Source organism: Pararhizobium sp. DWP1-1-3 (genome assembly GCF_049896125.1).
Lineage (GTDB): Bacteria > Pseudomonadota > Alphaproteobacteria > Rhizobiales > Rhizobiaceae > Pararhizobium.
This window is the reverse complement of the sequence record NZ_JAFCTR010000005.1, coordinates 229,663-254,668: the sequence shown is the minus strand read 5'-3', so window position 1 is coordinate 254,668 and position 25,006 is coordinate 229,663. Positions and strand designations below refer to the sequence as shown.

Genomic DNA, 25,006 nt, shown 5'->3' with positions numbered 1-25,006 from the left:
TCGTTCAGGAAATCAGCCCGAGACGGAAAGACAGCGCCACCGCATGATGGCGATTTTTCGCGTTCAGTTTGTCCTGGATGCCGTTCATGTACCAATCGACGGTGTGGGTGGAGATTTCGAGAATCTTGCTGATCTCGTTGGAGGTCATGCCATCTGCGAGGTAATGTAGCGCTTCCATCTCGCGGCGGGTCATTTGCACATCGACGTTGGAGACCATATCGGCAAGCACGCTCGGATCGGCCAGTTCCAGAAGGCGCCAGAATAACTTCTTGGCAATGCCGTCGAAAATGTTCATTTCCACGGAACTGAGATCAACAACGCGTCCGCCCAATGTCATGTTGCCGAGCAGCCCGCGCCTTCCGTGGACAGGAAAAATATACCCGTCATGGAGGCCATGGCCGCGCGCATCGACCATCATGCGTTCCATGCGCTTGCGATGCGGGTCGGAGCGGAAGGCTACCAGCGTCTCGCGCCAGCGGAAGCCGCGTTGCGCATGTCCGAGATAGCGGATGGTCGGGTCGATGATGACGTATTTTTTCTTGATATATATCTGCGGCCAGCCGTCCGGCCACCGCCCGGCAAGGAGAAGGCTCAGCGGATTTTCGTCGGGCTTCGGCTGGCGGACAATTCCGTAAAAGTCGAAACCGTAGCGGCAGAGAACCCGTTCAAATTCCTGAACGATCTCGTCCCTGCTGCGCATCTCGTCAATCAGTGCCAAAAATTGCACCAGCAAAGTAATATTCATAAACACCCCTTCAAAAAGTTGCTTTCAGTCTCTGACCGCCCTACCGCGCCGCAACATGATCGTGTCGTTCAGCACCCATTCATGTTGCAAGCGCGATAATCCCCCCATCAGTCACGGAAGCACCTAACACCGCATCGTCAACGAACTGCAAGGCGCGAAAAATAGCGAGCTATGAATGTTGAGCCTACGGTGCCTGGAATTTCCAGTCACATCGCCGGTTTAGCATAATCAAGTTTGCGCGGCGAAGTAAAAAGTTGGTTTTCGGCATCCGTGATTCACGACAATAAAGATGGAGGGAAGAAGACGTTCAGTTTTGGAATTTTCATTCCATCAGCCAAAGATGAGAGAATGAATAGTTTCAAATCAGTTCTTTTCCTCCCAGACCATTTCCCGCGATGCAAATGCCCAGTTGCTTTTTCATTGCACCGCAAACCAACTGCCCAAGAGGGATAAGACAGTGTCATTGTTCCAGGTCTATATACGAGCACTTCAGTATCTTGCCGTCCACAAGCTCCGTGTTTCGGCCATCGTGGTCGCCAACGTTGTTTTGGCCGTTATCACGATCGCCGAACCCATCCTGTTCGGGCGCATCATCGACGCGATCACGTCCAAGCAGACCGTCACGCCCTTGCTGTTGATGTGGGCGGGCCTTGGCGTCTTCAATACGGTGGCGTTTGTTCTGGTTGCCCGTGAGGCAGACCGGTTGGCGCACACGCGCCGTTCGACGCTGATCACCGAAGCCTTCGGCCGCATCATCTCGATGCCTCTTTCGTGGCATACCCAGCGCGGCACCTCCAATGCGCTGCACACCCTTTTGCGTGCCTGTGAAACGCTGTTCGGCCTCTGGCTCGAATTCATGCGCCAGCATCTGGCGACCGCCGTGGCGCTGACGCTGCTGATCCCGACAGCCTTTGCCATGGACGTTCGCCTGTCGCTCGTCCTCGTCGTCCTCGGCGTTCTCTATGTCGTCGTCGGCAAGTTCGTCATGACCCGGACCAAGGAAGGTCAGGCTTCGGTCGAGGACCATTACCACACGGTTTTCTCGCACGTCTCCGACTCGATCAGCAACGTTTCGGTCGTTCACAGCTACAACCGTATCGAGGCTGAAACCCGCGAACTGAAGAACTTTACGCAGAAGCTGATCTCTGCGCAGCTGCCGGTCCTCGATTGGTGGGCGTTGGCCAGCGCGCTGAACCGTATGGCCTCGACCATCTCGATGATGGCCATCCTCGTCATCGGCACCGTGCTGGTGCAGAGGGGCGAACTCGGCATCGGCGACGTCATTGCCTTCATCGGCTTTGCCGGACTGCTGATCGGCCGCCTCGACCAGATGAAAGCCTTCGTGACGCAGATTTTCGAAGCTCGCGCCAAGCTTGAAGACTTCTTCGTGCTGGAAGACTCGGTGCGTGAACGGGAAGAGCCTGCCGATGCCGGCGAGTTGAACAATGTTCGTGGCGAAGTCGAATTCCGCGACGTCTCCTTCAACTTCGCCAATTCGACCGAAGGTATGCGCAACGTGTCGTTCACCGCCAAGGCCGGCCAGACGATCGCTATCGTCGGCCCGACCGGCGCCGGCAAGACGACGCTGGTCAACCTCCTGCAGCGTGTCCATGAGCCGGCTGGTGGCCAGATCCTTGTCGATGGTGTCGATATCTCGACCGTCACCCGCAAGTCGCTGCGCCGCTCGATCGCTACCGTGTTCCAGGATGCGGGCCTGCTCAACCGGTCGATCTGCGAGAACATCCGTCTCGGCCGTGAGGATGCATCGCTCGACGAAGTGATGGCTGCGGCCGAAGCTGCCGCTGCTGGCGATTTCATCGAAGGCCGCCAGGGTGGCTACGATACCCGCGTCGGCGAACGAGGCAACCGGCTGTCCGGTGGCGAACGCCAGCGTATCGCCATTGCCCGGGCGATCCTGAAGAACGCACCGATCCTCGTGCTCGACGAAGCGACCAGCGCGCTCGACGTCGAGACCGAGAACCGGGTGAAGGCTGCGATCGACAATCTGCGCAAGGATCGCACCACCTTCATCATCGCCCACCGCCTGTCGACGGTACGTGAAGCCGATCTGGTGATCTTCATGGATCATGGCCGGATCGTCGAGATGGGTGGCTTCCACGAACTGAGCCAGAGCAATGGCCGGTTTGCCTCGCTCCTGCGCGCAAGCGGCATTCTGACGGACGAAGATGTCCGTATGAGCCACGCCGCAGCCTGATAACAAACCGACCCAGTCAACAAGAAAAGGCCCCGCACAGGGGCCTTTTTTATGCCTGTGCTGCAGTGGGCCGGGAGAGGCCGCCGATCCAGTCGAGGTAGCGGGCATAGGCGAAGTGCAGCCCGATGCCGGCCATCACGAACAGAGCGCCCCAGAGGGGATCGCGCCCCGTCACGAACAGCAGCACCTGCCCGACCATCGCCAGAATCGTGCCGAAGATGAACACCGGCAGCGAATGCCGGCCGATCAGGACGAGCGGGTGATCGATGCGCAGGCGCGTCATCCGGCTGAAGACTGGAAAGACCGCAAGCAGATAGCCGAGCGCCAGAACATGCAGCAAGCGTGTCAAAGAGAGGAAGGTCTTGTCGAACCCTGTCAGGACCGCCGGCAAGCCGTAGGAAAAATCAAGGTTCCACCAGGACAGAAGCACCCAGAACAGCGATACCGTCACATAGCAGCCTGAGATCGCCACGAGTGCCGGATGACGCACGATCGGCTTTCCGGCACGCGACCGCATCATGCAGATCATCCCGATGACGAACAGGAACTGCCACGACCACGGATTGAGGAACCAGTAGCCCTCGTCGAGGAAGTTGATCGGCACGATCGTGAAGATGCCGGCCGCAAGCCACAGTGCTGCAGATGCCATGAACAGCAGGAAAGGGCTGCGCCCGTGCAGCCAGAGCATTCCGGGTAACAGCAGGAAGACGACCGCGTACATCGACAGGATGTTGTTATAGCCCAGCTGATGTCCGAGCAGAACCATGGCGACAAATCCCTGCTCGGTATGATCGACCAGCGGGCGGATATTGATCTCGCTGATCAGGTCCTGCCGGCCGAAATAGAGCGCTCCGCCGGCAAAGATCGCCAGCGTGATGATACTGGTCATGATATGCGCGATGTAGAGGGTGAACGCGCGCCGCCAGATTTTCAGGCTCAGCGCGAGGCGGTTGCCGATCGTAAACTTCCGGCCATAGGCCAGCCCAGCGGACAGTCCCGAGATCAGCACGAATGCCTCGGCCGAGTCCGAAAAGCCGAAATTCTTGGTGGTCAGATATTCGAGATATTGTCCCGGCACATGATTGACGAAGATGGTCAGCAGGCAAAGCGCCCGAAAGACGTCGAGGCGGGTGTCGCGCTGGAAGAAGACAGTCTGGGTTTCTCCCACCTGTCCATCACCGCGAGATGCCTGGAATTGCAGCTTTTGAAGCATTCAGAATGGTCTCGTCCGAGTTCAGTGTCCCTGCCCCCATTGACGCGATATCGATGCAGGCGATCAAAACAAAACCGGCTTTGCGCCTTCTGGTGCAAAGCCGGTTTCAATCCTTGGTATGACGCCGGCAGCTACAGCAAAACGCCTTCATGCGCGTTTTTTGTGACAGTATTATTGACGCTGACGATCGGCTCGCCGTTTTCCGCATTTTTTGTCACGGAAATTACATGTGCCTTGCCGTCGATGGTCAACGTTGCCGAGAACCCATCCCAGTCCTCCGGCAGGACCGGCTGGACGATCAGCTTGTCTCCCTGCCGGCGGATGCCGAGAATACCTTCGACTGCGGCACGGTAGAGCCAGGCCGCAGAGCCTGTGTACCAGGTCCAGCCACCACGTCCGGTCAGGGTGCCGTCGCCATAGATATCGGCGGCGACAACATAGGGCTCGACCCGGTAGTGATCGGCGCTCTCGCGGTCCTTCGCATGATTGACCGGATTGAGCATCTCGAAGGCGCGCCAGGCGTCTTCCCTCCGGTTCTGTGCCGCCAGCGCCAGCACCACCCAGGTCGCCGCATGGGTATATTGTCCGCCGTTTTCGCGAACACCAGGCGGATAGGCTTTGATATAACCCGGGTCCTGCGCGGTTCCCGATAGCGGCGGGGTGAACAGCCGGATGATCTGGTGATCGCCGTCGGCCAGTTCTGCCAGCACCGCATCCATGGCCTCGGCCGAGCGGGCAGCATCGCCTTCACCGGAAAGCACGCTCCAGGACTGCGCGATCGAATCGATCCGGCACTCGCTGCTTTCGGCAGAACCAAGCGGCGTGCCGTCGTCATAGTAACCACGCCGATAGTGGTTGCCATCCCAACCGGCTGTTTCAAGCGCCTTCTTCAGGCTGTCAAGATGCGCCTCCCAGGCGGAAACCCGCTGGGTGTCGCCACGCTCGCGTGCAATGACCAGGAAGGAGCGCAGCGTCGATGCAAGGAACCAGCCGAGCCAGATGCTGGTACCGCGCCCTTCGATACCGACGCGGTTCATGCCGTCGTTCCAGTCGCCGCCGAGGATCAGGGGCAGGCCGTTCTCGCCCTTGCGGGCGATGGCGAGGTCGAGTGCCAGGGCGCAATGCTCATAGAGGCTGGCACGCCGCTCCGATACGGTCGGCTGATAAAAGCTGTCGTGCTGGCCAGGCTCCAGAGCCGCCCCTTCGATGAAGGCGATCTGCTCGTCGAGAATGTCCTTGTTTCCGGTGACCGAGCAATAGTGCTGCACGGCATGGCCGAGCCAGACGACATCGTCGGAAATCAGCGTGCGCACGCCGGCGCCGGTGTTCGGTAACCACCAATGCAGCACGTCGCCCTCGATAAACTGCCGCGCGGCGGCGTTGAGGATCTGCGCCCGGGCAAGCTCCGGCCGGTGCACGATGAAGGCGAGCGTATCCTGCAACTGGTCGCGGAAGCCGAAGGCGCCGCTTGCCTGGTAGAAGGCCGAGCGTGCCAGGATCCGGCAACCAAGGCTCTGATAGGGGAGCCAGGCATTGACCATGTTGTCGAACGCCTTGTCGGGCGTTTCGATCTGGAGCACACCGGTAAAGTCCTGCCAGTAGCTGTTGGACGCTTCGAGAACCGTTTCGAACGTGCTCTTGCGAGCCTCCGTCAGATGCTCGAGGGCCTGCCCGGCATTGTCGGAATCGCCGATATAGAACGTCAGTTCGCGGGTAGCACCCGGCGCCAGCATCACATCGACAACGATCGCCGCACAGGGATCGCCATCGGCTTCGACGGCACCTGACAACGCACCGCCGCCAAGCACGGCCTGCGGCGCGTAGATGCTACCCCCCTGGCCGAGAAACTCGCGCCGGCTGGAGGTGAACCCCGAAGGCATGTCGCTCGCCGCGAGGAATGCGGTACGGCCGGAATAGTCGATGCTGTAGGGATTGGTCGCCAGCACGGCACCGCTCGCCTCATCCCGATGCGACAGGATGAAAGGTGCCGTCTTTGCCCGATTGTTGCCGAGCACCCATTCGGCATAGCCGTAGATTTTCAGACTACGGGCTTCGTTGGTGGTGTTGTTCAACCGCAGCCGCAGATACTTGACCGGCGCGGTGCGATGAACAGTCTGGCCGACCTCGATTTCCAGCCCATCCTGAACACTCTTGAACACGGAATAGCCCAGACCATGCCGCGTCTCGAACGCGACCGACTTGCGGCGGGACAAGGCAGCATAGGGGGACAGGACAGCACCGCTGTTCATGTCGCGGATGAAGATGGCTTCGCCCGGACGGTTGATGACCGGATCGTTGGTCCAGGGCGTCAGCTGATAGTCGCGCGAGTTGCGGCCCCAGGTGAAGGCGGAGCCTTCGGCGGCAACGTGGAAACCGAAGGTTTCGTTGGAAATCACGTTGATCCACGGCTGCGGCGTCGCTTCGCCCCCACGCAGTCGCGTCACGTATTCGCGGCCATCGGCGGAGAAACCGCCATAGCCGTTCCAGAAGTCCAGCCCGTCACCGGTGATGTCGATGCTTTTGGCGCTGCTGTCCTCTGGAATGACCGCCAGCAACGGCGCAGCAGGAATAACTTCCTTCCGCGACGGTTTTGCCAGGAGATTTTCGGCACGCGAAATCTGGTCCGAGATCTTGCCGTTGCGGGCATGGAACACGGCACGGGATGCGGACAAAAGCGCCGACCAGGTCTGCGGTTCCATGATGTCGCGGCGAACCGCGAAGATATGCTGGCGCGGGCCGTCCGACAGGCCACGCAGGCGCAGGTTTTCCGCCATCGCGTCGAGCGTGTGCTGCATATCCTGCGCGTAGGACGAGGCGCGCTCGTTGACGATCACCAGGTCTGCGGTGACGCCGCGCGAGCGCAGATATTCCTGCGCCCTCAAGGCTTCCCGCGCGATGCCAAGATCGATGTCGTCATTGATGCGGACGGCAAAGATCGGGAAATCGCCCGAGATCGACAGCGGCCAGAGTGCCGATTGCGGGGCAAGACCGGCCTGCACCGTGGCGGTATCGGCGCGCAACTGCATGTCGGGATAGACAAGGTAGCGGCCGAGCATCTGGAAGCTTGCTGCTTCCTGCGAGGTTACGCCGACATGGCGCATCTGCACCTGCGAGCGTGTCCAGGCGTGGATGAGCTCATGGTTGAAACTGTCGGGATGGCGATAACGATCGACAGCCTTGTCGATATCCTGACGGTTCGGCGCAGCAATGGTCCAGAAGATCACGCTGACCTTCTTGCCGGCCGGTACGCGCACGACGCGGCGTAGCGACACGATCGGATCGAGCGTATAGCCGTCCGAGCCGGAAAGCTTGGCATCGGTATCGAAAGCCTGCGCTTCGGCCAGCGTGCGGCCCGGGCCGATGAAGCGGCGGCGGTCCGTCTCTGCTTCGGTATGGCGGGTGCTGGCGGCATTATCGACGATCAGATGCGCGACCTGCATATCCGGTTCGCCGGGACTGCGCTTGTTGCGCGTGACGCGGATGACGTCACCCTTCGGATCGACTTCCGTCTTCAGGAACATCTTGGCAAACAGCGGATGGGCGCTGTCGGTATCATCGGTGGTCAGAACCGGTTCTGCATAGGATGTCACTTCGATGAAGCGATCCTCGGTGCCGGTATTGAGCAGGATCACCCGGCGGCCTTCCGCATCATGCTCTGTGGCGACGATGCATTCGACTTCGCTGGTGAGATCGCCGACGGTCTTGATGAATTCGGCCTTGTCGTCGCCGAAGCGGGTCGTGGTTTTTTCACCTTCGGCGCGGCGCGGTTCCGCCGTTGCCGACCACCAGTCGCCGGTGGTCGTGTCGCGCAGGAAGATGAACGTGCCGGAGCGGTCTTCGGTCGGATCGGCCTTCCACCGGACAACGGTCTGGCCGTTCCAGCGGGAATAGCCCGAACCGGTCGCCGTCAGCATCACCGCATAGTGGCCGTTCGACAGGAACACCGTCTCGCGGTCCTTGGCCAGCGGATTGGTAATGACGCGGACTTCGGGGCGCAGCAGATCTTCCTGGCCCTTGCCAAGCGATTCCGGCTCCTTCTTGGTGTTGATGATCGGAATATCGCGCGGTGCCTTTTCCTGCAGCAGCAGTTCGGCGGCTTCGATGACCGGATCCGCGTGGAACCACTCGCGCAGACGTCCATTGAAGACAACGTTGGCGACGGCCGCGATCGACATGCCGTGATGGTGGGCATAGTAGTTGCGCACGACGGCGCAAGTCTTGCCTTCCGGCACTCGGGTGGGGGTGAAATCGACGGCATCGTGAAAGCCGTAGGCCCCGAGCGCGCCAAGGCCACGCAGACGCTCCAGATTGGCGATCGCCGCTTTCGGATCGTACATGCTGGCAAGGATCGAGGCATAGGGGGCGATGACGGCGTTCTGACCGAGACCTCGCTTCAGACCCAGCGTCGGCACGCCGAAGTTGGTGTACTGATAGGTCAGTTCATGGTCGCGGGCATTGAAGGCCGCTTCCGAAATGCCCCAAGGCGTGCCGAGCCGGCGGCCATGGTTCATCTGCTCCTGAACGATCAGGTTGTTGGTCTGGTTGAGAATACCGCCCTGACGCTCCTGCATGACCAGCGGCGGCATCAGGTATTCGAACATCGATCCCGACCAGGAGATCAGCGCGCCACGCGCACCGATCGGCACGATCGGACGGCCGAGCTTGTACCAGTGCTCCGTCGGCAGGTCGCCCTTGGCAATGGCAAACAGGCTGGTGAGACGGGCCTCAGATGCCAGAAGGTCGTAACAGGCTTCGTCCAGCTCGTTGGCGTTGACGCGGTAACCGATCGACAGCAGACGCCGCTCCGGCCGGAACAGGAAGCTGAAATCCATCGTAAACGCGATGTCGCGGGCCCGGTCGCGGATGACGATCAGGCGCTGGCGCAGCGCTTCGATAGCGCCGAGGTCGAACACGCCATCGGCAATATGGGCTTCGCAGGTGTTGACGAGCATGGTTGCCCATTTCGTCACTTCGCCGCTCTGGGTGCTCTTCACCTCATGGTCGAGATTGACGGTGAGCTTGTGAATGTCGCGCGCCAAAACGGCCAGGTTGATCACTCGGATAGAGGCGAACTCACGCTCGCGCTTGACGGCGGCAAGTGCGTTCTGGAAGCCATTGATCCGCTCTTCCATCAGGCGGCGCAGCGGCCGCACGGTCTTGCGGTCATCCGGCAGATCCGCCAGAATTTCGGACAGGATCGAAGCGACGTCGCCGATGCCGTCGAGATTGCCCTGCACATGCGCGGACGGGGCTTCGGCCCAGTCGCGGCACATCGAGGATACGGCGATCAGATGGCCGGCGAGATTGCCGCTATCGACGGCGGAGACATATTTCGGCTCCATCGTTTCCAGCGTGTCGGTCTTGTACCAGTTGAACAGATGGCCGCGATATTTCGGCATGCGATCGACCGTGGCGACTGTTTCTTCCAGCCGGCGAATGGTTTCCTCGAAACCGATCCAGCCGAAATCTCGGGCGGACATGACAGACAGGAGATAGACACCGATATTCGTCGGCGAAGTGCGCTCGGCGAGGATCGGATGCGGGATTTCCTGGAAATTGTCCGGCGGCAGGAAATTCTGCTCGGCGGTGACGAACTGTTCGAAATAGAGCCAGGTCCGCCGGGCGATCTTGCGCAATTCCTCGACGACCTCATCCGCTACCACCAGTTGGTCTTCCGTTTCGGCGGACTGGCTGACAAACCAGGCAATGGCGGGTGACAAGGCCCAGAGCAAGGCAAATGGAATGCCGATGAAGGGAAGACCGGTATCGGAAATTGCCGCCAGAAGCAGCGAAATGACCGCCAGGACCGGTGCGATCCACATCGACCGGTAATAGTCGAGTATGCTGCCGCCGGCCGAACTTTGCACCTGCGCGGCCGTGCGCCATTCCAGCATCAGCTTGCCGCTGACGAAGGTCCGGTAGATCGAGCGCACGATCGCGTCCATCATCATCGCGGCCGAGTGGGCGATGAAGACGATACGCAAGGCGACCTGTGCATTGGCCGCCTGGATTTCGGACAGGACGGCATGCAGGTGAGCGCGCGCGACGATATCGTTGCGGCGCGGCATGATGCCGGAAATCAGCGACAGGGTGGGCGCGACGAACAGGCTGAAGATCAGCACGAACTGCCAGACCAGCGCCTGTGTCGGTTCCATATAGTACCAGCCCATGACCGAGGCGATCAGCCAGGCACAGGGGATCAGCGACCGGCGCAGATTGTCGTACATCTTCCATCGGCCGAGCATGCTGACGCCGTTCGACAGATTGAACATATACGGCAGAAGCTGCCAGTCGCCGCGTGCCCAGCGATGCTGGCGCGACATCTCGACCTCGTAGCGGATCGGGAAATCCTCGACCAGCTCGACATCGCTGACCAGCGCGCAATGCGCCAGCGAGCCTTCGAGCAGATCGTGGCTGAGCACCGCGTTCTCCTCGATCTTGCCCTTCAAGGCTGCCTCGAAGGCATCGACGTGATAGAGGCCCTTGCCGGTAAACGTGCCTTCGCCGGCGACATCCTGGTAGACGTCGGATACCGTGAAGACATAGGGGTCGATACCACGATTGACCGAGAAGATGCGCTGGAACGCCGATGCGTCGCTGCCGGTGGTCAAGGACGGGGTGACGCGCGGCTGCAGGATGCCGTAACCGGCGGTTACCTTCTGGGTGACCGGATCGACCACCGGCCGGTTGATCGGGTGATAGAGCTTGCCGACCAGCTTGGTCACCGCATCGCGCATCAGGCGCGTGTCGGAATCCAGCGTCATGACATACTGAACGTTTTCGGGAACCGTATTGGCGCCGGCAAGGAAGCTGGTATCGCTGTCGCCGCGCAGAAGCAGGTTCAGCTCATGCAGCTTGCCGCGCTTGCGCTCCCAGCCCATCCAGGCGCCTTCGGCCTCGTTGTAGAGGCGGCGGCGATGCAGCAGATAGAAGCGCGTGCGTCCATCATGGGCGTAACGGGCGCTCAGCGTTTCGATCTCGGCCTTGGCATATTCCAGCACTTCGAGATCGGCCGCAGTTTCCTCTTCTGGGCTATCGACCCAGTCGCTGACCAGTGCGAAATAGATTTCGCCCTTCGGGTTGGCGAGATAGTGGACTTCGAGATTGCGCACCAGTTCATCGACATGGTCGCGCTTGGAAATCAGACAGGGGACGACGACGAGCGTTCGCGCATCCTCCGGTATCCCCTCGAGGAACTCGTACCCGACCAGCCGCGACGGCGTCACGAAGAGCGTGACCAGCGTGTTGAAGAGGCCGGCAGCACCTTCCGAGGCGGGAAGAGCGAACAACAACAGCATGATCAGCTTGGCACCCGTCGGAATCGCCATCGGGCTGACGAAAACGTAGACGGCGATCATCGCAAGGATGGTCAGGAAGATATTCGGACCGGCAATGGCAAGCCAGTCGAGCTTGCGGCCAAGGCGTATAATGGTCTGCAGGACGGACGGACGATAGCCGATCTTTTCCTCGAGCAGGCGGCGCTGCTTGCCGACGAGAAAGCCCCCGACATTCGGCTCATGCGGCATATCGATCGTGCTGGCATCGGCCTTGACCATTGCAAGCGCGATCTGCGTGACTTCAAGCTCGGAACTGCCGGAGCGGCGGGCAAGCCGCTCGATGGTGTTGCGATATTTGTTGCGCGATCCGAAATCGAGGGCGGAATAATCCGACCCCTCACGTAAAGCGCCGTCCAGCTTGCTGACGCTTTCGAACCAGACGGCCCAGTCATTGTCGTCGATTTCACGCAGGCTGCGGATGATGTTGCTCATCGTCGCATTGCCCGACGACAGCCGGTTCTGCTCCGCGACCAGAGCCTCCTCGACGTCGCTGCCGCGCTTTTCCAGCTGGTCTTCCAGCCAGGTGATGACGAAGCCGGAGGTCTGCGATCCGTCACGCAGCCTGTACAGCAGCTGGGCGGCGAAGGTGTTGTCCGCACAGAGCTGCTCTGCTTCCGCCAGCACCGCTTTGAATTTCTCCGGCGACCCGAGACGGACGATCTGGTCGGCAACGTCGTTCGCCTTGTTGCGCATGTTGCGCGACCGGTCGACGCGAATGGCGATGCGCCGCAGGTTTTCGATCAGGACGAACCGGACGATCGACGGCAGCGCCCACAATTCGCCGATCTTTAAGGTCTCATGCTCCTGGAAGCCGGCAACCATGGCCGTCAGGCTTTCACGCGAAACCGTGCTGTGGGTATGGGCGATATAGAGCCAGGCAAGCGCCATCGTGCGCGGGATCGTTGTGCCCGCCACCGGCAGGGTGGGCAGCTGACGATAGAATTTGCGCGGAAAATCGCGCCTCACTTCCTGGATCGATTCCTCGACCAGATAGTGATTATCGAGCAGCCATTCGGCAGCAGGCGTGATCGACGCGCCGGCTTCGACATCGGTGGCCGTGACCTTGTAGACGCGGAAAATCTCGTCTTCATTTTCCCGATGGCGCTGGCGAAACTCGAAGGGAAAGAACCCCGGAAGGGACGAAACGCCGTCACGGGCGAGCGCTGCACCGCATTCATGAAGCTCGTCGATGGTGAAATAGGTCGAGCGGATCGAATCGTTGTAATCGATCGGCTTGATCTCGGCTTCGTGCGGAGGCGTGAACGGCGTGTTGTGAAGGGGCATGGGTACGGGTTCTGGATCCAGGCGGTGTTGAAGGGTCCGGTGGTCGTGCCGGATGGGCTGCTGCCCTGATTTGTGGTTCTGCGCTGCCACGATCCTAGCTGTCCGTTTGCGCTCTGCCGAAAGCCGCTGGGTCTCGCGCGCACGGGAAACCGAAGAGTTTGGCATTGCCCGGACGGGCTTTGGAAGGTGTGAAGACGACAGTCGCTTCGCTAACAAGGCTGCGTGGTGCAAGAAATTGGCATTTTTTAGCCGTAGTGCCAATATGTTGCAAGAAGCGCGGCCAACGTTCGGGGCGAATTCGCGTGTGCCGCGCAAATGAAAGCGCAGCATACACTTTTTTCGTCTCAATCAATGCCGGGAAATCATTCGCAACTGTGTCTTTGAGGCTTTTCATCCAGATCGCAACGCATCCGGCCGGAAAATGTTCCAGCCTTCATATTGCATTGCAGCAAGGCATCGCCCGCCCGCGTCAACCAACTTGGCTGACGATCCAAGCCCGGAACGCCTGACTGATCGGATTTTCCAGCTTTCCCTCCGGCACCACGAGATAATAGCTGTTTTCCGTCTGCATCGGCCGGTCGAAGACGACACGCAGCCGGTCGGCCGCTAACTCTTGCTCGATCAGATAACGCGGCAACAGTGCAAAGCCGAGACCAACGATGGCGGCTTCGATGACCATGGAGAATTGATCGAACCGATTGCCGCGATAAGCCGATTTCATCTCGCCACCATTACTCTCGAACCATTGCGCCCACATCTTCGGCCGGGTGGCGAGGTGGAGCAGCGGCTTGTGCTCCAGTTCGCCCGGCTCCTGCATCGGATTAAGGGACAGAAGCGCCGGGCTTGCCACAGGGACGATGATCTCGCTGCAGAGATAGCTGCAGGTAGCATGCGCCCAGACCGGCTGGCCGTAGTGAATAGCGAGATCGAAATTCTGTTCTTCGAAGTCGAATGGTTGCGATCGCGAGGCGATATTGATCACCGTGCCGGGATGCTGGTTGAGAAAGTCCGGCAGGCGCGGTGTCAGCCAGCGGCTGCCGAAGGTTGGCAGCGATGCGACGGAGAGGGTGGATTCGGAGCGGGCAGAGGCCATGGCGCGCACCATCAGTTCTTCTGACTGGGTCAGCAGCCGGCGCACCTCGGGCAGGAATTTCTGGCCGGCATCGGATAGAATGACCCGCTGGCGGATGCGCTCGAACAGGAGTACGCCGATCTGGCTTTCGAGGTCCTTGATCTGGCGGCTGACGGCGCTCTGGGTCAGGTTCAGCTCTGCGGCGGCCTGCGTAAAACTGCCGTGACGCGCAGCACATTCGAATGCCTGCAGCGTGGTGACGTCCGGGACCAGTCTTCTGCTCAACTTCATTCCAGCCTCGCATGATCATAGTCATAACCGTCGCAATCAATGCCCCTTCGCACCATATATGATACGAATTGAGAATGATCACCATTATCCCTTCCATACTGCGAGGCGCGTTGCCGTGAAAGAGAATAGTTTCGTATCCACCGACCTTATCCGCTCGGCCTTTTCTGCGGCGATGTCGGCCATGTACCGCACAGAGGTGCCGGCCTATGGCACATTGATGGAACTGGTGGGCAAGGTGAACGCCGAAACGCTGACTGCCGACCCGGATTTACAGGCCCGTCTCGAGGACACGGATTCGCTGGAACGTATCTCCGAAGAGCGCCACGGCGCAATCCGGCTCGGCACGCCTGCCGAGCTGTCGATGATGCGCCGCGTCTTTGCCGTCATGGGCATGCTGCCGGTCGGCTATTACGATCTGTCGACCGCCGGCGTGCCGGTCCATTCGACGGCCTTCCGCCCGGTCGGCGATGCCGCCTTGAAGAAAAACCCTTTTCGCGTCTTCACATCGCTGCTGCGGCTTAATCTGATCGCCGATGCAGCTTTGCGCAATGAAGCCGAACAGATTTTGTCTCGGCGCCAGATTTTCACCGACGGCGCCATCGCGCTGACGGAGAAGGCGGAAAAGCAGGGCGGCCTTGATAAGGCCGATGCCGAGCGTTTCGTAGCCGAGGCCTTGGAAACCTTCCGTTGGCACGACAAGGCCAATGTCAGCCCCGACATGTACCACCGACTGCATGACGCTCACCGGCTGATCGCCGATGTCGTCTCGTTCAAGGGCCCGCATATCAACCATCTGACGCCGCGCACGCTGGATATCGATGCCGTCCAGGCCCGCATGCCCGATTACAAGATCGCCCCGAAGGCGACGATCGAAGGCCCGCCGACCCGCAAATGCGCCATCCTTCTGCGCCAGACCTCGTTCAAGGCGCTGGAAGAACCGGTTTCCTTCCAAGCTGCCGATGGCAGCTGGCATGAGGGCTCGCATACCGCCCGTTTCGGCGAGATCGAACAGCGCGGCATCGCCCTGACCCCGAAGGGCCGGACGCTGTACGACGACCTGCTCAACGCCTCGCGCAAGATCGTCCGCCCGGCGGCCGACGGCTCGAATGCGGCGGAATACGAAAAGGCGCTTTCGGATGCCTTCATCCCCTTCCCCGATACATGGGCAGGCATCCGTGCCGAAGGCCTCGGTTATTTCGCCTATTCGCTGACCGCCAGGGGCCGCAAGGCAAAGGCCGACACTTCCAGGAGCCTCGACAGCCTGATCGCTGACGGCCTCGTTCAGTTCGACCCGATCGTCTACGAAGACTTCCTGCCCGTCAGCGCCGCCGGCATCTTCCAGTCCAATCTCGGCGACGACGCTGCCCAGGAATTCGTTGCAAGCCCCAACCAGCAGCGGTTCGAGCTTGATCTCGGTGCCAGGGTGCTGAACGAGTTCGATCACTATGCCGGTATAGAACAGGCTTCGATCGCCGATATCAGACAGATGCTTTCGTCTGCGCAGGCAGCGGAGTAAAGCTGAAACGATGATCGACCAGAACCACGTCGCAGCATTGACCGCACTCCTCGGTGACAAGGGCGTTGTCACCGAAGGCAGTGATGTGGCGGCCTACCAAACCGGCGCGCGCTATGACCAGGGCCGCGCGGCCATCGTCCTGCGTCCGCAGACCACCGAAGAGGTGTCGGCGGCGGTTTCCTATTGCGTCAAGAACGGCATCGTTGTCATTCCGCAATCCGGAAACACCGGTCTTGTTTCCGGCTCGACCCCGGATGCGACAGGCTCGCAGGCGGTCCTCAGCCTCGACCGGATGACGAAGCGCTTTGATCTCGATCTCGACAACCGATCGCTGCGCGCCGATGCCGGTTTCCGGCTCTCCGACATCAATCAGAAGCTTGAAAAACACGGCCTGTTCTTCCCGATCGACCTTGGCGCCGATCCGCGGCTCGGCGGCATGCTGGCGACCAATACCGGCGGTTCGCGCTTCCTGAAATATGGCGACGTGCGCCGCAACACGCTGGGCATCAAGGTGGTTCTGGCCGACGAGGAGGGCACGATCCTCGACCTGACGTCTGAACTCCGCAAGAACAATACCGGCATCGACTGGAAGCAAGTCTTCATCGGCACATCCGGCGCCTTCGGCATTATCACCGAATGCGTCGTCGCGCTGGAACCCCTGCCGAAGCAGGTGGCGACCGCCTATCTGGTGCCCACCACTGGCGCCCATGTCATGCCACTATTGCGGGCCATGGAAGACCGGCTCGGCGCCTATCTCTCGGCCTTCGAGGGTATCTCTAAGAATTCGGTTACTGCGGCGCTCGATCACGTGCCATCGCTGAAAAACCCGTTTCAGGGCGGCAACGTGCCTGACTATGTGATCCTCGCGGAAATTTCCCGTACCTGGGAACCGCGCGAGGGTGAACAATCGCTGGATGCGGTGCTGGAAACGGTGCTTGCCGAAATCTGGGAAACGGATGAGGCGCCGCTCGCCGATGCCTTCGTCGGTCCTGCCCATGAAATGTGGTCGCTGCGTCATGCCCTATCGGAAGGCGTCAAGCACTCGGGAAAACTGATCGCTTTCGATCTTTCCTTCCGAAGAGGTGATATCATGGCCTTCTGCGACCGCATGAAGGCCGATATGCCGCAAGCCTTTCCGGAGGTGACGATCTGCGATTTCGGCCATATCGGCGATGGCGGCGTGCATTTCAATCTCGTGGTGCCGAAGGACAGCGCTTCGGCATCCGACGCGAATTTCGAGCGGCGGCTGCGCGACTGGGTGTTTGCCATCGCCGTCCAGGATTTCCATGGCAGTTTCAGTGCCGAACATGCCATCGGCCGCAAGAACCAGGCCTATTACGACCTTTATACGCAACAGAAGATCAAGGACATGGCCCAGGGCCTCAAAGCCATCACCTCGCCGGGAGAACTCGGTGCGGTGCACTTTGGATAGTCCTTCGACCAAGAAAACGGGAGTTTGCTCATCATGAACATTGCAACGAAGTCGGTGAATGTCGTTCAGGAAACGGCCGCCCTTCTGGAGAAGCTCGGCGTCTCCAAGGATCTCTACACGGGCGGCGACATGGCCTCCTTCTCGCCGGTCACCGGCGAACAGATTGCCAGCCTGAAGACGGTCTCCGCCGCTGAAGCAGCAGCCAAGATCGAAAAGGCCGATGCGGCGTTTCGCGCCTGGCGCCTGGTGCCGGCACCCAAGCGCGGCGAACTGATCCGCCTGCTCGGCGAAGAACTGCGCGCCAGCAAGGCCGATCTCGGCCGTCTGGTCTCGATCGAAGCCGGCAAGATCACTTCGGAAGGCCTCGGCGAAGTTCAGGAAATGATCGACATCTGCGATTTCGCCGTCGGTCTTTCCCGCCAGCTCTACGGTCTGACCATTGCCACCGAGCGTCCCGGCCACCGCATGATGGAAACCTGGCATCCGCTCGGCGTCATCGGCGTCATCTCCGCCTTCAACTTCCCGGTTGCCGTCTGGGCCTGGAACTCGGCACTTGCTCTCGTTTGCGGCAATGCCGTCGTCTGGAAGCCGTCGGAAAAGACCCCGCTCACCGCACTTGCAAGCCAGGCGATCCTTGATCGCGCCATCGCTCGCTTCGGCGATGCACCGGAAGGCCTGACGCACGTCCTGATCGGCGACCGCACCATCGGCGAAGTCATGGTCGATCACCCGAAGGTGCCGCTGGTTTCGGCGACCGGTTCCACCCGTATGGGCCGCGACGTCGGTCCGCGCCTTGCCAAGCGCTTTGCCCGCGCCATCCTCGAACTCGGCGGCAACAATGGCGGCATCGTCTGCCCGTCTGCCGATCTCGACATGGCGCTGCGCGCCATCGCCTTCGGTGCCATGGGCACGGCCGGCCAGCGTTGCACCACACTACGCCGCCTGTTCGTCCACGAAAGTGTCTACGACCAGCTCGTTCCGCGCCTCAAGAAGGCCTATTCGAGCGTTTCGGTCGGCAATCCGCTGGAATCCACCGCCCTCGTTGGCCCGCTGGTCGACAAGCCGGCCTTCGACAACATGCAGAAGGCACTTGGCGAGGCGAAAGCCCACGGCGGCTCTGTCACCGGTGGCGAACGCGTCGATCTCGGCCATGCCAACAGCTACTACGTCAAGCCTGCCCTGGTCGAAATGCCGAAGCAGGATGGTCCAGTCACCGAAGAAACCTTCGCACCGATCCTTTACGTCATGAAGTACAGCGATTTCGACGCTGCCGTTGCCGATCACAACGCTGTCGGCGCCGGCCTCTCCTCGTCAATCTTCACGCTCGACCTCCAGGAAGCCGAGCGCTTCCTGTCGCCTGATGGTTCCGACTGCGGCATCGCCAATGTCAACATCGGAACATCCGGCGCTGAAATCGGCGGCGCGTTCGGCGGTGAAAAGGAAACCGGCGGCGGCCGCGAATCCGGCTCGGACGCATGGCGCGCCTACATGCGCCGCGCCACCAACACGATCAACTATTCGAAGGCCCTGCCGCTGGCTCAGGGCGTCTCGTTCGACATCGAATAATTGATAGGATCGGTCATGACCATCAATACCAAGGTTGAGGAGGCGGGCTTTGCGCCCGCCTCGCGGATCTCCACGATCGGCGTCTCGCAGATCCTGAAGATCGGCGCCCGGGCTCAAGCCATGAAGCGCGACGGCAAGCCGGTGATCATTCTGGGCGCCGGCGAGCCGGATTTCGACACGCCCGATCACGTCAAGCAGGCCGCCTGCGAGGCGATCCAGAGCGGCAAGACCAAATATACCGCACTCGACGGTACGCCCGAGCTGAAGCAGGCGATCCGGGACAAGTTCTCCCGCGAAAATGGCGTTTCCTACGAACTCGACGAAATCACGGTGGCAACCGGCGCCAAGCAGATCCTCTTCAACGCCATGATGGCGACGCTGAACCCCGGCGATGAAGTGATCATCCCGACGCCCTACTGGACCTCCTATTCCGACATCGTCGAAATTGCCGAGGGAAAGCCTGTCCTGATCGCCTGCGATGCAGAAGCCGGCTTTCGCTTGAAGGCCGAACAATTGGAAGCGGCAATCACCCCGAAGACGCGCTGGGTGATGCTGAACTCGCCATCGAACCCGTCGGGCGCCGCCTATAGCGCTGACGATTATCGCCCGCTGCTCGACGTGCTTTTGAAGCATCCGCATGTCTGGCTGCTGGTCGACGACATGTACGAGCACATCGTTTATGACGGCTTCAAGTTCGTCACTCCGGCAGCGCTTGAGCCGGCCCTGAAGAACCGGACCCTGACCGTCAACGGCGTCTCCAAAGCCTATGCGATGACCGGCTGGCGCATCGGCTATGCCGGTGGCCCGCGCGAGCTGATCAAGGCGATGGCCGTGGTGCAAAGCCAGGCAACCTCCTGCCCCTCCTCGATCAGCCAGGCCGCCTCGGTCGCCGCGCTGAACGGCCCGCAGGATTTCCTGAAAGAACGCACCGCCAGCTTCCAGCATCGCCGCGATCTGGTCGTCACCGCGCTGAACGCCATCGATGGTCTGGATTGCCGCACACCCGAGGGCGCCTTCTATACCTTTTCCGGGTGTGCCGGCGTGCTGGGCAAGACCACGCCTGGCGGCAAACGGATCGAGACCGATGCAGACTTCTGCGCCTATCTGCTCGACGATGCCCACATCGCCGTCGTGCCGGGGTCAGCCTTCGGTCTGTCACCGTTTTTCCGCATCTCCTATGCGACGTCCGAAGCGGAATTGCGCGAAGCGTTGGAGCGAATTGCCAAGGCCTGCGCCGCTTTGCGGTAAAGCCCCTCGATCCTTCTGTTACAGTCACGATGAAGGTCAGCCCTGCCGTTTGCGACGGCGGGGTTTTCTCTGCCGAAAGAATTTTGCGGCGCCCGAAATTGCTGCTATCCGGTAATTGCAACCAACAGCACTCATAGTGCCGTCACCGGATAAAGACAGGGGCAGCCGGCGCATGTTCTCCAGTTTACGGCAATCCACGGATATCATTGAAAAGCTGCGGGAGAATTCATTCGAACCCGCCCATGCCGACTATTACCAGGGCAAGCCCGGCCGCCCGCTCAGTCTTATTCTGAAAGCCCGCCAAGACTTTCTCTCGGTCTGGCGCAAAGGCGACTATAGCGACCGGGTAAACGTCACGAAAATCTTCGGCCGGCAGATCGTCGTGGTCAATTCACCGGACGCGATCCGCTATGTCGTTGCCAAGCGCCACGAAAATTTCGAGCGCAAGACGCCGCAGATGCGGCGCGCGCTGGAATTCTTGCTCGGCGACGGGCTGTTCATTTCCGATGGGGAGACTTGGAAGCAACGGCGGCCGCTGGTCAACGACATCGTCCATAAGAACCGCGTGCCGGCCTTCGGCAAGATCATGGAAAACACCACGACCGAACTGGTACGCCGCTGGGAATCCCTTCCCGACGGCGCGCCAGTCAACGCACTGTTCGAAATGGCCGGTCTGACAGCGGAAATCATTTCCCGCGCCGTGTTCGGCAACGATCTGGGCGAAGAGGGTGCAAAGAGTGTCAGCGAGGGTTTCGAGAGCTACCAGTCACTGATCGACTCGGTGAATATCGGCTATTTCCTCGGCTTCGACGACGGCCTGCCCGTGTTGCGGACGGCCAAGCTGCGCCGGTCGGTCTCACGTATACATCAGATCATCGACAAGGTGGTCGAAGACCATCTGGCCGGGCGCGGCGACGACAATTCGATGGTCGAGCTTCTGGTTCGCCGCCAGAAGCGCAATCCGGAACTGAAGCTCGATGTAGTCGCGCTCCGCAACGAGGCTGCCACCATCTTCATGGCCGGTCATGAGACGACAGCGGCGACTTTGACGTGGGCCTGGTATCTGCTGTCACGGGCGCAATGGGTCGAAAAATCGCTACACGAGGAAATTGCCCGGGTTTGCGGTAATCGCGTCCCGACGCTCGACGACATTCCGCAACTGGACTGGTGCCGTGCTGTGATCGAGGAGACGCTGCGTCTCTATCCGCCGGTGCCGATCCTTGCCCGCCAGGCGAAGGAAGCCGACAGGATCGGCGATATCGACGTCAAGCCGGCGTCACTCGTCCTGATCGTGCCTTGGCTTCTACACCGGACGGAAGCCTTCTTCAAAGACGCCCACCTCTTCAAGCCCGAGCGGTTCATGAACGGCGGCAAGGCCATACCCTACAGCTACATCCCCTTCGCCAGCGGCCCCCGCGTCTGCCCCGGCCTGCAATTCGGGCTCCAGGAGGCGATCCTGTGCCTGGCGATCCTTGCCCAGCGCTTCAAGGTGCGGGTGGCTGACGGGACCAAGGTTGAACCGCAGAGCCGGCTAACGCTGCGGCCACGCGGCGGCCTGCCGGTGACGCTTCACCGGCGCGAAAGGATATGATGGCATGGCCGAGCAGCAAGTTGAACCGAAGAAACGCCAAGCCTGGATTTATCAGAGACCGCCCTCGCCACCCCTGTGGGATCTGTTTGCGGGTGCCGAGCGCCGGCGCATAGCCTTTCGCTATCATGTCACTGGAAACATCCAGAATGCTCTGGATCTTGCCGTCCATTTCGGACTGAAAGCATTCCCGATCGATACCTGCTCGAACATCGGCGCTTGGCTCGGCACCTTTGCCATTCCGCGCTGGCACAAGGGAGCTGTCCGCAAGGCACGGCAAAATCTGCTGCAACTGCTTCCAGACGCAACCGAAGCAGAACGCGAGGCCGTCCTCAGACGCAACTGGCAGAGCCAGGGCCGTATCATGACCGAGTTTTCGATCATCGGCCGGCTGTCCAAGCGTGTTGTCTGGCACAATCTGGAGAGGGTGATCGACGCCAAGAAGAATGGCCCGGTCATCATGGTCGGACTGCATCTGGGAAACTGGGAGGTCCTGGGTCCAAAACTGGTGGAACTCGGCTTCGAACCATCCGCCAACTATACGCCCCCGAGTGGACGCGCGCGTGCCTGGATCGCCGACCGTCTCCGGGTGAAGCTGGGATACCGCCTGATGCCACCGGGCAAGGACGGAATACGTCCGGCGATCAAAATTCTCAGGAATGGCGGCGTGATCTCGATCTTCTGCGACGAAGGGTTTGCCGGAAAAATTCGCGGTCCCTTCCTGGGCCGGCCTCCGCATCTGGAAGGCAATTTGGCAGTTGTCGTGCGTCTCGCCAGGATGACAGGGGCAACGATCTGCCCCGGGTACATCCTGCGCACGAACGGGGCGAACTTCGAGGCTTTCGCCCTCCCCTCGCTTGTTCTTCCGCCCAGGGAGAATTCTGACGACGGCATAATCGATGACATAGTTCTGTTGAACTCGATCATCGAGCCAGTCACCCGCGCCCATCTCGACCAATGGTATTTTCTCGACAGCGCGCTGTGACGCCTAACCGGCGGCGGGCGTTGTTCCATGCAGCTCAGTGACAAGCGCGGCAAATCGCGACCCCGCAATCTCGAGCGGCCCGCTATTGTCGATCGTCGTCACATCGGGCTCATCGAAAATATCCGGCACCTGCCGCTTCAGCCTGTTGAGAATATCCTGCTCGCTTTCCCGGCCGCGTGCGACGAGGCGGCTTGCCAATACCTGCGGCGAGGCGGTGATGTTGACGATGGCCACCCTCGGAAAGGCCTGCCGGAACTGACCGAGCACCGCCCGGCTGCCATTGGCGATCAGAATCCGGCCGGCCCGAACCTTTTCAAGCGCGTCCTTGGGAATTCCGTATTTCAACCCATGCGCCTGCCAGGCAACGGCGAAATCCCCGGCTGATAGTCGGCTATCGAAAACATCGCCGGAAATGCTTTCGTGATCCTCACCACCGGCATCGGACGGCCGGGTGATGACACGGCGGACGAAATCGATATCGGCGCGATCGGCAAAGTGCTGTGCCACGAAACCGATGACGCTGTCCTTGCCTGCACCGCTGGGGCCGACCACCACGATGATCGCTCCCGTCTGGCCCTGTCCGTGCATCAGGCGACCCGCCTGCCTTCGCGCCAGACCGAACGAACGATCGGGATACCGTCCTGGCGCTGAACCCGGACGATGTCCGCACGCAGGCCGGTGGCAATGCGGCCGCGATCGTTAAGACCGACGGTGCGGGCGGGAGTCGCGGTGACCATGGCGAGCGCCTGGGGCAGGCTAACGCTCTCCAGCTCATCGGACAGAACGAACGGCGCCTGGATCAGGCTGAACGGAACATAATCGGACGACAGCACGTCGAGGACGCCTCGCTCTGCAAGGTCCTTCGCGGCGATATTGCCGGAATGCGACTTGCCGCGAACGATGTTGGGCGCACCCATGAGCACGCTGAGGCCAGCCGCATGCGAGGCTTCGGCCGCCTCGAAACTGGTCGGGAACTCCGCAAGACGAATGCCAAAACCAACCGATTCCTCGACATGCGCCAAAGTGGCGTCGTCATGACTGGCAATTGCGATGCCGCGCTCGGCACAGGCCCTGGCGATCTCGGTGCGATGCGGTCCGGCATATTTGGCCGACAACGCCTGCTGACGGGCGCAGAATGCGGCAAAAGCCTCGTCGGACAAGCCACGCTTTTTCTTGTAGTAGAGCGTGTACTGCTCCATCGTCTGGAACTGGCGCTGACCCGGCGCATGATCCATCAGGGAAACGAGACCGACCTGCGGGTCGTTTTCGAACTCCAGAAAATGATCAAGCACATTGTCGGTCGAGACCTCGCAGCGCAGATGAATGCGATGATCGGCGCGCAGGCGATTTTCCTTAGCCGCCTGGGCCAGCGCGTTTGCCATGTCGCGCATCTCGCCCTGCTCGAAACCGCCATCCTCGTCCGAGCCCATGCGCAGGCAGTCGAAGACGGTGGTGATGCCCGACGTGACGATCTGTGCGTCATGCGCCTGGATCGCCGCCATCTTCAGCCAGCGGACACCGGGGCGCGGCGAGTAATGGGCTTCCAGATGGTCGGTATGCAGCTCGACTAGGCCGGGGATCAGGTAATCGCCTTCGAAATCCTCGCCAGTACGGCTGGCACCTTCCGAAATGTCGGCGATCTTGCCGTCGCGGATGAGGACCGAGCCGTGAAGAATTTGGTCCTCAAGGACGACTCGGGCGTTTGAGAGAACGGTTTCAACGGTCATGTCATGCCATCTTTCGTTTGGACGTGCCGCCGAGCGGCAAAAGCGAGTGAATTGTAAAGGGCGCGCCGCGTTCTGGCTCGGTGAACAGCGCCAGCGATGTCACCGGAAACGGCTTGCCGATAAACGGCGCAAAAGCCTGCTCCAGCAGAGCCTTCATGGCAGGCTGACGGTCCACCGGCACAGCACCCGTAAGCGTCATATGAAAACGGAAGCTCTCGAAGACATAGGGATATCCCCATTCCAGCAGGTTGTTTCGCATCACGGAGCCGAGCGTTTCAGGTTTGCGGCGGGCGATATCGGCGTCGGACAACGGCGCCCGGAAGGCTGAGAAGCGCCGCACCGTTTGATCAGCCAAATTCTGCAATTGCGGACAATCGGCAGCCGGCACCAGTGCGAAGAACGGCCCCAGCTGACCAAGGACCATTCTTGGGATGTCGAACGAAACACGCTCTTCGGCAAAGGTGGTGAACGCATCGAGAAGCTGCGATTCGCTGACACCGGGGGCAAGCGTGAAGGGCGCTTTCAGCGTTCCATGAAAGCCGTAGCGGCGCGGGTCTGCCGTCAGGGCCGTCAGGTCCGCAGCACTGAAATCACCGGCCGGCTTAAGGTCGCGGGTTCCACCGGTAAACGGGTTCGCTCCGAGCCACCGCTCCGCAGCAGCCGTCAGCGGATCGTCTTCATCGGGCGAAATATAGAATGCGTAGCGCACTGGTCATTCCCTGCAGAAATGCCGCTGGAGCGGTTGGGACAGCCGAACTGACGCTGTCGCTACGCGCTCTTCGTGACA

14 protein-coding genes are annotated in these 25,006 nt (G+C 60.7%); 7 read left to right on the top strand and 7 right to left on the bottom strand.

What is annotated here, in order from left to right:
• Positions 1 to 4: 4 nt before the first annotated feature.
• Entirely contained in the window at positions 5 to 745 is a 741-nt protein-coding gene (locus ACP7BS_RS13875; RefSeq protein ID WP_426238562.1) for a LuxR family transcriptional regulator, read from the bottom strand.
• Positions 746 to 1,202: 457 nt separating this feature from the next.
• Here ACP7BS_RS13875 and ACP7BS_RS13870 point away from each other — a divergent pair, with 457 nt between their 5' ends.
• A complete protein-coding gene (locus tag ACP7BS_RS13870) occupies positions 1,203 to 2,960 on the top strand; it encodes a glucan ABC transporter ATP-binding protein/ permease (RefSeq protein WP_426231296.1) in 1,758 nt (585 codons plus the stop codon).
• Positions 2,961 to 3,009: 49 nt separating this feature from the next.
• Here ACP7BS_RS13870 and ACP7BS_RS13865 read toward each other — a convergent pair whose 3' ends face one another.
• From ACP7BS_RS13865 to ACP7BS_RS13855, 3 genes are all read right to left on the bottom strand, one after another.
• Positions 3,010 to 4,173 carry an OpgC family protein gene (locus ACP7BS_RS13865; protein ID WP_426238561.1) on the bottom strand — a complete coding sequence of 388 codons (1,164 nt, stop codon included), beginning with the start codon at positions 4,171 to 4,173 and terminating at the stop codon, positions 3,010 to 3,012.
• 131 nt (positions 4,174 to 4,304) lie between these two features.
• Positions 4,305 to 12,794, bottom strand: coding sequence for a GH36-type glycosyl hydrolase domain-containing protein (locus ACP7BS_RS13860; protein WP_426238560.1), 8,490 nt, complete (start codon positions 12,792 to 12,794; stop codon positions 4,305 to 4,307).
• A gap of 469 nt (positions 12,795 to 13,263) precedes the next feature.
• Positions 13,264 to 14,157 carry a LysR family transcriptional regulator gene (locus ACP7BS_RS13855; RefSeq protein ID WP_426231299.1) on the bottom strand — a complete coding sequence of 298 codons (894 nt, stop codon included), beginning with the start codon at positions 14,155 to 14,157 and terminating at the stop codon, positions 13,264 to 13,266.
• A 115-nt stretch (positions 14,158 to 14,272) separates the two neighbouring features.
• On the opposite strand from ACP7BS_RS13855, the gene hglS reads away from it, so the two are divergent.
• From hglS to ACP7BS_RS13825, 6 genes are all read left to right on the top strand, one after another.
• On the top strand, positions 14,273 to 15,673 hold the full coding sequence (gene hglS, locus ACP7BS_RS13850) for a 2-oxoadipate dioxygenase/decarboxylase HglS (protein ID WP_426238559.1): 1,401 nt from the start codon (positions 14,273 to 14,275) through the stop codon (positions 15,671 to 15,673).
• 10 nt (positions 15,674 to 15,683) lie between these two features.
• On the top strand, positions 15,684 to 17,105 hold the full coding sequence (locus tag ACP7BS_RS13845) for an FAD-binding oxidoreductase (RefSeq protein ID WP_426238558.1): 1,422 nt from the start codon (positions 15,684 to 15,686) through the stop codon (positions 17,103 to 17,105).
• Positions 17,106 to 17,138: 33 nt separating this feature from the next.
• Positions 17,139 to 18,671 carry an aldehyde dehydrogenase family protein gene (locus ACP7BS_RS13840; RefSeq protein ID WP_426238557.1) on the top strand — a complete coding sequence of 511 codons (1,533 nt, stop codon included), beginning with the start codon at positions 17,139 to 17,141 and terminating at the stop codon, positions 18,669 to 18,671.
• Between the two features lie 15 nt (positions 18,672 to 18,686).
• Positions 18,687 to 19,919, top strand: a complete 1,233-nt coding sequence (locus ACP7BS_RS13835; RefSeq protein ID WP_426238556.1) for a pyridoxal phosphate-dependent aminotransferase — start codon at positions 18,687 to 18,689, stop codon at positions 19,917 to 19,919.
• 172 nt (positions 19,920 to 20,091) lie between these two features.
• Complete coding sequence (locus tag ACP7BS_RS13830) at positions 20,092 to 21,510, top strand: cytochrome P450 (protein WP_426238555.1); 1,419 nt, start codon at positions 20,092 to 20,094, stop codon at positions 21,508 to 21,510.
• Between the two features lie 4 nt (positions 21,511 to 21,514).
• Positions 21,515 to 22,492, top strand: a complete 978-nt coding sequence (locus ACP7BS_RS13825; RefSeq protein WP_426238554.1) for a lysophospholipid acyltransferase family protein — start codon at positions 21,515 to 21,517, stop codon at positions 22,490 to 22,492.
• A 3-nt stretch (positions 22,493 to 22,495) separates the two neighbouring features.
• Here ACP7BS_RS13825 and phnN read toward each other — a convergent pair whose 3' ends face one another.
• From phnN to ACP7BS_RS13810, 3 genes are read right to left on the bottom strand one after another with little or no spacing between them, the layout of a single operon-like run.
• The gene (phnN, locus tag ACP7BS_RS13820; RefSeq protein WP_426231306.1) at positions 22,496 to 23,080 is read right to left on the bottom strand and encodes a phosphonate metabolism protein/1,5-bisphosphokinase (PRPP-forming) PhnN; all 585 of its coding nucleotides are present in this window, start codon (positions 23,078 to 23,080) and stop codon (positions 22,496 to 22,498) included.
• A complete protein-coding gene (locus tag ACP7BS_RS13815; RefSeq protein WP_426231307.1) occupies positions 23,080 to 24,219 on the bottom strand; it encodes an alpha-D-ribose 1-methylphosphonate 5-triphosphate diphosphatase in 1,140 nt (379 codons plus the stop codon). Before ACP7BS_RS13815 ends, phnN begins: the two co-directional genes overlap by 1 nt.
• A 1-nt stretch (position 24,220) precedes the next feature.
• Entirely contained in the window at positions 24,221 to 24,928 is a 708-nt protein-coding gene (locus ACP7BS_RS13810) for a DUF1045 domain-containing protein (RefSeq protein ID WP_426238553.1), read from the bottom strand.
• Positions 24,929 to 25,006: the final 78 nt, after the last annotated feature.